Origin of the sequence: Methanosaeta sp. UBA458 (assembly GCF_002496085.1) — an archaeon.
Lineage (GTDB): Archaea > Halobacteriota > Methanosarcinia > Methanotrichales > Methanotrichaceae > Methanothrix > Methanothrix soehngenii.
This window is the reverse complement of sequence record NZ_DAIK01000041.1, coordinates 1-7,758: the sequence shown is the minus strand read 5'-3', so window position 1 is coordinate 7,758 and position 7,758 is coordinate 1. Positions and strand designations below refer to the sequence as shown.

Genomic DNA, 7,758 nt, shown 5'->3' with positions numbered 1-7,758 from the left:
GCGGACTTTCTCTTAGAGGTGATGCGGACCCCTGAGGGGCGTCTGATGCATCGCTACCGGCAGGGAGCAGATATTCAGGCCAACCTGGATGACTATGCCTTCCTCATCTGGGGATTGATCGAGCTGTATGAGGCGACATTCTATGTCAAGTATCTGAAGGCGGCAGTCCATCTGAATGAGATCATGGATAAGCACTTCTGGGATGGTGAAGCGGGGGGCTTTTTCTTCACTGCGGATGATGGCGAGGAGCTGCTGGTCAGAAAGAAGGAGTACTACGATGGCGCTCTGCCTTCTGGAAACTCCATTGCCCTCCTAAACCTCCTCAGGCTGCTGCATTTGACGGGAGATACAAGCTTAGAGGAGAAGGCCGCCCTCCTCGCTCGCTCTGCCCTTCCTGCAGTCTCCGCCCAGCCCCTGGGGTATACAATGCTTCTCTGTGCCCTGGACTATGCTCTGGGACCTACGTATGAGGTAGCCCTGGTCGGCAGCCTGGAGGACGGGGGACTGAAAGAGATGCTGGCCGCGATAAGAATTAGATTCCTGCCCAATAAAGCGGTGGTTTTAGCATCAGGAAGCGAGATCGTCATGGTCGCTCCCTTTACCAGAGATCTGGTCCCGGTCAAGGGAAAGGCCGCGGCTTATGTCTGCTCGGATCAAGTCTGCCAGCTTCCAGCAACCAATGCGGCAGAGCTGATGGCTCTATTAGAGAAAAATTAGCATCCGCCCTTGAATTTGGCGGAATGTGGGTTCTGGGATATCCTCGCGAAATACCTCTGAATTCCAGGGGCCGATTTCCATTTCTTGTTGGAATAAATCGAATCTGATCCGGACGGAGGATTTCAGGGATCGGTTCAAAGGCATCTGGACGACAACGATAAATACTACATGCTGACTAGAACGCTCTTCGGGGATTTCAGATTTCAGAGATTGAAGTTGCATCCGATCCGGAGCGGCACCGTAGTCACATAAGGCACCGTAGGGTACCGTCTGGAAAAAAACCTGAATGGCAGCACAATATAGACAATGTGGACGCAAATCTGTCCAAAGCAAAAGCCCTATTCTCTCACACGCAGATCGTGCGGTGATCATTTAATGAACCAACGACGGGATCAGATTCCTAAGAAGGATATAATGTACACCTTAGTGGAGGATGACTCTCAGTACATCGTCAATGAGAGCTACTTCTACAAGACTGAGCCGTACTATGCCATTGTCAAGAGTGAGAATGAGGGGATCATAACCACTCCCAGCAGCAGGGATGTTTTAGACGCCTATATAGTTCCTATATGCCTGGAGAAGGCCAAGCTGGCGGGCATCTCCGTCTGCGACTGGACTGTATCCTACCAGTTCGTGCCCCTTCCGGCCATCATCTATGGCCTGAACTACTTCTCCACTCCCAGTGAGTACTTCCTGGTGAATGATCATGAAGAGGCAAAGAAGGTGGTAAAGCACATCACCAACCACGGAAGGTATCCTTTCTGCTACCAGAAGATCGCTGATACATCTGCCGTTACCAGATGCGTCTCCATTTTCGGCAGGAGCCTGAACTGCTGTGAAGAGGTAGCAGAGATTGCGGAGAAGATCTACCAGGTATTCAAGCTGCCCTTAGTGGAGATCGTAATGGTGAAGGACAATTCTGGCACCTATAATCTCTCTTCTCTGGCGCCGGTGAAATACTCTCAATTATCCAAAGAGGAAAAAGAAATGCTCCAGGACCTTCTGGACAAGAGGGTGAAACGCTTTGAGTAAACTTGGAATCTTCGTCAATAGAAAGACATTGAGCAGCTCCTCTCAGCTCATGGCCCTGGTGAAGTGCCGGGATGTGGCAGAGAGCATGGGCCATACCGTCGAGTTCATCTTTCCCGTGGATATGAAAAAGATTCCCCGACTGGATGCGCTCTTCATCCGTGCCGACACCGATCCCATGAACACCACCTACGTGGCCGCCAGGATGGCGGAGATGTACGGCGTGCCGGTGATAGACGACCCCACATCCATCAGGATCTGCGCCGACAAGATAAACATGTACATGCACCTGCAGAAAGAAGGCGTCTCCATGCCTAAGACCAGGTTTCTGAAGAAGAGGGAATTAGATGACCAGCAGGCAAGGCAGCTTTTCGATGAGCTGGGCAGCCCTCTGGTTCTCAAAGAGCCGTCAACATCCTTCTCGGTGCGGGTGGAGAAGGTCTCGGATGTGGAGGAGCTCTTGAAGGTGGCCAAGAGGTTCTTCAAGCTATCCGACTGGATTGTGGTTCAGGAGTACATCGAGAGCCGGTTCGACTGGCGGGTGGGGGTGATCAATGGCCAGTTGCTTTACGCCTGCCGGTATATCATACCCTCGGAGACCTTCAAGATCCAGGCCTCTGTCAACGGCCATATCGTCTATTGCGATGTGGAGAGCGTGCCCGCTGATCAGGTGCCGCCAGAGGTAATAGATCTGGGAAAGCAAGCGGCAGGGGCTATCGGTAAAGGATTGTATGGAGTGGACATAAAAGAGAGCAACGGAAAGCTCTTCGTCATCGAGGTGAACGACAATCCCTCTCTGGAAGGGGGAGAGGATGAACATTACCCGGAGATGTTCGGACAGATCATCTCTCATCTCGTATCCGCCCAGGCTCTGGACGATGCCCGAGACCTTTCCATGGGGACGATCTCTTCTGCCGGTCTGATGGGCAGATATCAGCAGGAAGCTGAATTTACCTATGCACAGGTCGGCCAATGGGGCGAGAGCGACATCTACTCCAGCGACATCGACTCTAAAGAGGGGTAGATCAACTTTTTTATTGAATAGGCTAAATGATGATTTCGCACTATCTAAGAGATGATATTTGAATGGATGAGGACCTTTGCCAGACCCTGAGCCGGGCCTGCGATGATTGCCATCTGGCTGGTGGCTGCTGCTTTGAGGCCAGGCCTCCCCTGAGCCAGAAGCGGATTGATATACTTATGGAAAACGGCGTCAGCGCGGATGCGATCGAGTTTGTCGGATATAAGAGGCTCCGCCTCAGGCAGGATGGATTCTGTGTGCTCTTCCGGGATGGGAAGTGCAGCATCCATGATATCAAGCCTGAGACCTGCGTTGCCGGGCCGTTCACCTTTGATATTGAGGGTGATATGCTGCAGATATTCCTCAAGAGGGAGAGCATCTGTCCCATGGTTCGATTCCTAAGGGCTAACCGGAAGGCATACGATGCCCTCTTCGAGACCTCTGTGGAGAAGATCATGGATCTGATAAGAAGCGTGCCTGAGGAGGAGATGGCCCAGATTCTACAGATCGATGAGCCCCAGACTGATCTTGTGGCGGAGATCCGGCTGGAGGACTGAAAAAGAATGCCATTGCAATTCGGGAGAGTATCCAGGGCAGCAATGCACCGGGCACAACCCGCACAATCTCATTTAGGAACGGAGCACGAGTACTCCATAAACGATAGCATCTTCCGCCCCCTGGCCATATCCGACAGGATCATCGAGAGGATAAATGGCAGGGTGGAGCATGAGGTGGCCTTCGGGGGAATTCGGGTGTCCAAAGAGCTGCAAAAGCATGTCCTGGAGTTGATTCCGGCGTCTCCGGGCAACCTTGGCCGCCTGGAGGAGAATCTCTTTTCGGGACTGCAAGAGCTTTTCCGGGCGACGAAAAATGAGTACCAGTTCCTGGGCCTGGGAATGCATCCCCTGCTAACCCTGGATCAGACGACCTACTGGGATCACGATGAGCAGGACTATTACCAGGCATACGACCGGCTCTTTGGCATCAAGCAGCATGGCTGGCTGAACATCCAGGCGCTGCAGATCAATATTCCTTATAGGGATGAGCAGGAGCTGGTGGGGATGTTCAACAAGATTCGCTCGCTCATGCCCTATCTGGTGGCGGTGACTGCCTCCTCTCCCTTTGTCGAGGGACAAGTCAATTCCTATATGGACAGCCGGCTGGTGTACTACCGAAGAAATCAGTCCCAGATCCCCCAGATCTGCCGGAATGTGATTCCCGAGAGGCTGGAGGGTATCAGAGATTATGTCGAGATCAACCGCAATATCTATCGGGAATTGAAAAAGCAGCATGCTCAGATACTTTGCCACGAGTGGGTGAACTCCAGAGGGGAGATCGTGCGCTTCACCAGGAGGTGCCTGGAGATCAAGGCCATAGATGAGCAGGAGTGTCTGCATTCGGATATGGCGATCTGTGCTTTCATCATGGCCCTCCTCCGCACTGACTTGGAGCTGGAGGATAGTGAGAGCCATCTATTAGCTATGCTGGAGGATGGCATGCGTCGCGGGGTGGCGGCCATGAGGCCGGAGCTGGAGAGGCTCTATGCCCTGGCGGCGAGGAATGCCACCCGGGAGGAGCAGCGGTATCTTCCCCTGATCGAAAAGAGAATCGAGCAGGGCAGCCTGGCTGAGATCATGGTACAGAGGCAAAAGGAGGAGAAGGAGATCCTGCCCATGCTCTCTCAGCTGGCCTGGTGCTTGAAGGAGAATATACCCTATTCTGCTGAGCCGGGACGTTGCGGATGAGTGAGATGCTAATGAAAGGCGTTATTTAGGTCAACCGACAACTGGACTGACAGCATGGGAGAAGGATCTTGATCGCCAGGAGAGCAGAGGAGATTACGCCTTTCATTGTGATGGAGGTTTTAGAGAGGGCAAGGGAGCTGGAGAGGCAGGGAGTGGATGTCATCCATCTGGAGGTGGGGGAGCCGGATTTCGATGTACCTTTAGCGGTCAAGGAGGCGACGAGAAAGGCTCTGGACCGGGGATTGACCCACTACACCCACAGCCTGGGGGATCTGGAACTCAGGGAGGCCATTTGCCGGCATTATGAAAAGACCTATGGCGTCTTTATAAAGCCCGAGCAGGTGGTGGTGACCTCAGGCACCTCGCCGGCGATGATGCTTGTCTTCTCCGTTCTCCTGGAGAGGGGCCAGGAGGTGGTACTCTCCGATCCAGGCTACTCCTGTTATCCCAATTTCATAAGCTTCCTGGGGGGAGTGCCGGCAAGGGTTCCGGTCTATGAAAAGGACGGCTTCCAGCCGAGGGCGGAGGCGATCCGAGAGCGGATCAGGGACCAGACCAGGGCCATTCTGATCAACTCCCCCTCCAATCCCACTGGAAACCTCCTCTCTGAGGAGAACATGAAGGCCATCGCCGGGCTCGGCCCATACATCATCTCCGATGAGATCTATCACGGACTGGTCTATGAGGGAAAGGAGCATTCCATCCTGGAGTTCACAGATCATGCCTTTGTGCTTAACGGCTACTCCAAGCTCTATGCCATGACCGGGCTGAGGCTGGGTTATCTGATCGCTCCGGAGAGGTTCGTCCGGCCCATTCAGAAGATGCAGCAGAACTTCTTCATCTGCGCCAGCTCCCTTGCCCAGAGGGCGGGGATTGCTGCTTTAGAGGAGACCGGCCCGGATGTGGCGGAGATGAAGAGGATTTACAATCAGCGGAGGAAGTTCATGGTCCGGCGATTGAGAGAGATGGGCTTTGGAATTACCGTTGAGCCGACGGGAGCTTTTTATGTCTTCGCCAATGCTCAGCATTTATCTGGGGATTCTTATGCTCTGGCCTTCGATATTCTGGAAAAAGCCCACGTGGGAGTCACTCCAGGTATTGACTTTGGGCCCAATGGAGAAGGTTACTTGCGGTTTTCTTATGCCAACTCCCTGCAGAAGATAGCTGATGGGCTGGAGAGGATTGAGAGGTATTTGAAGGGATGAGAGCTGGAGATAATTTAATGATCATTGCCCTTCTTGCCCCGGCAAATCGATTCCATTAGCCTGCCTTTCCACCGGCAGTATTTCAAAGGAGTCCGATCTATTCATGCTTTTCAGTGGATGACGCGAGTCGGCCCTCCGGGCTGCGGCCAACGAGACCCCCTCAGCGCCGGGGAGGCTTGAATAGGCAGGAAGGACGATATAAATACAATGTCTTGCTAGCGACTTGCGAGGTGAAACTGGGGCCTATGCAAGACTGGCAATCAGGCTTCGCTTCTGAGGAACGGGAATCGATCTGCCTATCTTTTTTGCAGTCTCCAGCCATAGTTTCATGGCGATCTTGACTTCCTGCAAAGCCCTTTCCTCTGTCTCACCAAAGGCCGAGCAGCCAGGAAGCTCAGGTACAACGGCGATGGAGTAGATGATGGGAACGCACATTTTTTATCCCTTATGCCTTCTACACTCTTCAAATCAATTAGTCGATAGCCACTCCTCGCGGGAAATCCCACCTTCTCGAAGTATCTCAACAAGCAAGCTTATGCCTATTTCTTGTTTATGAGGATTGGGAATTCTGATGCGAGCGAATCCTCTGACCATGAATGCATGATCCGGTCCGGCGTACGGCCCAGAGAATCCCAGGCTTTTCAATCGTTTGATCAGATCCCGACGAGATACTGCAGTGAGCCTACTCGGCAACAGTCACCGACTCCTGCGGGGTGCTGATGGTATGGCCACCGATAGGAGGGATTGGATGCCCCAGCCGGACACCTAGAAGTATCCACTCTTCGATAACTCCAATAAGCCTTTTTCTGGCCTCTTCTACCGTCTTGCCCGTTGCCCATGCGCCGGGAAGCTCAGGGACCGATACAAAGATCGGCTCGTCTTCTCCTTCAAGCGTTTTATAGACTGCTCGCTCCAAGGATGCCTGAATGTATTCTGCGAACATATCATGACTCTATTTCCCGGAGGGAATTTAAAAGTAGTTATGTGCGTGGCCGCCACCACCGCCCCCAGGCGAGGATCATAAAAGGTGATTGCTGCTGCAACGGGTGAGCTGTGCTATTTGTGCGGTGCCATGCCATAGCGCTAGATGGCACCTCTGCACGATCAGCAGCGAGCCCCTGGGGATGTCGGGCAGAGGGGGCAGCGGCTCGGCGGGAGTGATGGGCGAGGAGACCGCGATGGAGTAGATGATGTGTACTGTCAATTCACATTCCTCCAAGATCCAGGCCTTCCTCCTGCCACTCTACTATTGGTGCTCCAATCAGGCAACCTCTTTCATTTTGAGTTCGACCTCACCCGCTGCAATGGGCTTTGCCAGGAGTCTTCCTTCACGAAAATCCTTGATAATCTTGTCGATCTCTCTGGAAGATTCTGGTGTCAGATAAGCCTCATCACAAATATCGCATATAAGGGCGGGTACATTCTTGATTACTAATACACCATCATCAACCCTGGTTAGATACTCTGTCTTGCCCCGATGCAATCTTCCTCGACCGCAGTTGCAGATATCAGGAATCAACTCATTCTTCTCGTCATATTGTCTTTCCATTCTCCATCCTCCGGCCAATAGACTGTGATTATTCGCAGATGGTTTTCGCAGAGAGCTACCACGGCGTGACAATATCGCCAGCCAGCTCTGCCAGCTATGAGAGCAGAGGGGCACGGCCTGCTGTCTGGATAGTCCTCTATTATACTTCCATCCAATATCAAATTAACTAAATCCTCAGTAGAAATGCCCCTCTCATCCATTCTCCTGTGGGCATGAAATGTTATTATATAATTATTCAGCAAGATTTGCTCCTTGATCTTGTCTATCAGCATTCCTCTGCCTCCTCCCTTTCGACCATTTACTGATACATTTAATACTATTTGGTATTAAGGATCTTCTGGAGAAAGAACAATAGCATCTAACCTGGCGCGACAGGCCTAAAAAAAGGTTAGTATTCTCCAGGCGGCCCCGGTAGAACTGTATACCTGCATGCAGTTCAAGCCTGTAGCTCTATTTCTCCGTCGGAAGCGTCACATCCACCACCTGGCCCAC

Annotated in this window: 11 protein-coding genes and 1 pseudogene; 6 read left to right on the top strand and 6 right to left on the bottom strand. The window is 52.5% G+C overall.

Annotation, left to right across the window (positions count from 1 at the left end):
• The 6 genes and pseudogenes from BP822_RS02480 to BP822_RS02455 form a co-directional block, all read left to right on the top strand.
• A pseudogene (locus BP822_RS02480) lies at nucleotides 1-717 on the top strand (thioredoxin domain-containing protein); the annotation flags it as partial.
• 414 nt (nucleotides 718-1,131) lie between these two features.
• Complete coding sequence (locus BP822_RS02475; RefSeq protein WP_286877645.1) at nucleotides 1,132-1,749, top strand: RimK-like ATPgrasp N-terminal domain-containing protein; 618 nt, start codon at nucleotides 1,132-1,134, stop codon at nucleotides 1,747-1,749.
• On the top strand, nucleotides 1,742-2,770 hold the full coding sequence (locus BP822_RS02470; RefSeq protein WP_013719812.1) for an ATP-grasp domain-containing protein: 1,029 nt from the start codon (nucleotides 1,742-1,744) through the stop codon (nucleotides 2,768-2,770). Before BP822_RS02475 ends, BP822_RS02470 begins: the two co-directional genes overlap by 8 nt.
• Nucleotides 2,771-2,832: 62 nt before the next feature.
• Nucleotides 2,833-3,324 (top strand): YkgJ family cysteine cluster protein, encoded by a 492-nt coding sequence (locus BP822_RS02465; RefSeq protein ID WP_286877643.1) that lies wholly within the window; start codon nucleotides 2,833-2,835, stop codon nucleotides 3,322-3,324.
• A gap of 6 nt (nucleotides 3,325-3,330) precedes the next feature.
• Nucleotides 3,331-4,512: a glutamate-cysteine ligase family protein gene (locus BP822_RS02460; RefSeq protein WP_286877642.1), complete on the top strand. Its 1,182-nt coding sequence runs from the start codon at nucleotides 3,331-3,333 to the stop codon at nucleotides 4,510-4,512.
• Between the two features lie 68 nt (nucleotides 4,513-4,580).
• Nucleotides 4,581-5,717, top strand: a complete 1,137-nt coding sequence (locus BP822_RS02455; RefSeq protein ID WP_286877641.1) for a pyridoxal phosphate-dependent aminotransferase — start codon at nucleotides 4,581-4,583, stop codon at nucleotides 5,715-5,717.
• Between the two features lie 243 nt (nucleotides 5,718-5,960).
• On the opposite strand, the gene BP822_RS02450 is transcribed toward BP822_RS02455, so the two are convergent.
• From BP822_RS02450 to BP822_RS02430, 6 genes are all read right to left on the bottom strand, one after another.
• Nucleotides 5,961-6,152 (bottom strand): type II toxin-antitoxin system HicB family antitoxin, encoded by a 192-nt coding sequence (locus BP822_RS02450; RefSeq protein WP_013719808.1) that lies wholly within the window; start codon nucleotides 6,150-6,152, stop codon nucleotides 5,961-5,963.
• A 33-nt stretch (nucleotides 6,153-6,185) separates the two neighbouring features.
• The gene (locus BP822_RS12860) at nucleotides 6,186-6,410 is read right to left on the bottom strand and encodes a type II toxin-antitoxin system HicA family toxin (protein WP_083804710.1); all 225 of its coding nucleotides are present in this window, start codon (nucleotides 6,408-6,410) and stop codon (nucleotides 6,186-6,188) included.
• Nucleotides 6,400-6,660, bottom strand: coding sequence for a type II toxin-antitoxin system HicB family antitoxin (locus tag BP822_RS02445; protein WP_048132303.1), 261 nt, complete (start codon nucleotides 6,658-6,660; stop codon nucleotides 6,400-6,402). The genes BP822_RS12860 and BP822_RS02445 overlap by 11 nt, the downstream gene beginning before the upstream one ends.
• A 75-nt stretch (nucleotides 6,661-6,735) precedes the next feature.
• Nucleotides 6,736-6,921, bottom strand: a complete 186-nt coding sequence (locus BP822_RS02440) for a hypothetical protein (RefSeq protein WP_193373737.1) — start codon at nucleotides 6,919-6,921, stop codon at nucleotides 6,736-6,738.
• A 57-nt stretch (nucleotides 6,922-6,978) separates the two neighbouring features.
• Nucleotides 6,979-7,266, bottom strand: a complete 288-nt coding sequence (locus BP822_RS02435) for a type II toxin-antitoxin system MqsA family antitoxin (protein WP_286877639.1) — start codon at nucleotides 7,264-7,266, stop codon at nucleotides 6,979-6,981.
• Nucleotides 7,233-7,538, bottom strand: coding sequence for a DUF4258 domain-containing protein (locus BP822_RS02430; RefSeq protein ID WP_286877637.1), 306 nt, complete (start codon nucleotides 7,536-7,538; stop codon nucleotides 7,233-7,235). The genes BP822_RS02435 and BP822_RS02430 overlap by 34 nt, the downstream gene beginning before the upstream one ends.
• Nucleotides 7,539-7,758: the final 220 nt, after the last annotated feature.

Bases quoted from the DNA above. Each gene is read 5' to 3' on its own strand.
- BP822_RS02475 (WP_286877645.1), top strand. From the start codon at position 1,132: ATGTACACCTTAGTGGAGGATGACTCTCAGTACATCGTCAATGAGAGC.
- BP822_RS02465 (WP_286877643.1), top strand. From the start codon at position 2,833: ATGGATGAGGACCTTTGCCAGACCCTGAGCCGGGCCTGCGATGATTGC.
- BP822_RS02460 (WP_286877642.1), top strand. From the start codon at position 3,331: ATGCCATTGCAATTCGGGAGAGTATCCAGGGCAGCAATGCACCGGGCA.
- BP822_RS02450 (WP_013719808.1), bottom strand. From the start codon at position 6,152: ATGTGCGTTCCCATCATCTACTCCATCGCCGTTGTACCTGAGCTTCCT.
- BP822_RS02445 (WP_048132303.1), bottom strand. From the start codon at position 6,660: ATGTTCGCAGAATACATTCAGGCATCCTTGGAGCGAGCAGTCTATAAA.
- BP822_RS02435 (WP_286877639.1), bottom strand. From the start codon at position 7,266: ATGGAAAGACAATATGACGAGAAGAATGAGTTGATTCCTGATATCTGC.
- BP822_RS02430 (WP_286877637.1), bottom strand. From the start codon at position 7,538: ATGCTGATAGACAAGATCAAGGAGCAAATCTTGCTGAATAATTATATA.